This window comes from Vibrio genomosp. F10 str. 9ZD137 (assembly GCF_049974785.1).
Lineage (GTDB): Bacteria > Pseudomonadota > Gammaproteobacteria > Enterobacterales > Vibrionaceae > Vibrio.
Genome location: NZ_JBNGCJ010000760.1, coordinates 1 through 450, shown reverse-complemented (window position 1 = coordinate 450; position 450 = coordinate 1). Strand labels below are relative to the sequence as shown.

The window sequence follows — 450 nt, the reverse complement described above, 5'->3', positions numbered from 1 at the left end:
TTCGTTCACTAGGTAGCCAAGCCAATCAAACCCCTTCTCGACCCGACCAATAAACGTTTTGTCTGGGTGCTGGGCGAAACCAAACAGGTTGAAAAATTGATTCAGCCGGCGCACTGCGGTACGCAGTTGCCCATGGGTGCGAGTAAGAATGACAAAATCATCCATAAATCGCACATAATGGTTACCCGATCGACGGCACCAATCACTTAACGTTTTATCTACCGTATACAGTTGAAATCCGGCCAACAGTGGGCTAAGCGCACAGCTTCTCGGAATGCCGTTCAACGGAGTATGAAACGTGCCACCAAATTCGACACTGTAATGTAAAAACTGGCCGAGCAAGTTCAACAGGTTTGGGCAATGCACATACTCAGCGAGCTGATCAAGGAGGGGTATTTTTTGAATATTGGCGTAATAGCCTTTAATGTCGGTACGGCACACAAAACGGTA

The 450-nt window shown here is 47.3% G+C and carries 1 protein-coding gene; it reads right to left on the bottom strand.

What is annotated here, in order from left to right; all coding sequences use genetic code 11:
* On the bottom strand, positions 1–450 hold a 450-nt coding region (locus ACP45E_RS17795), incomplete at both ends, for a reverse transcriptase domain-containing protein (RefSeq protein WP_241824336.1).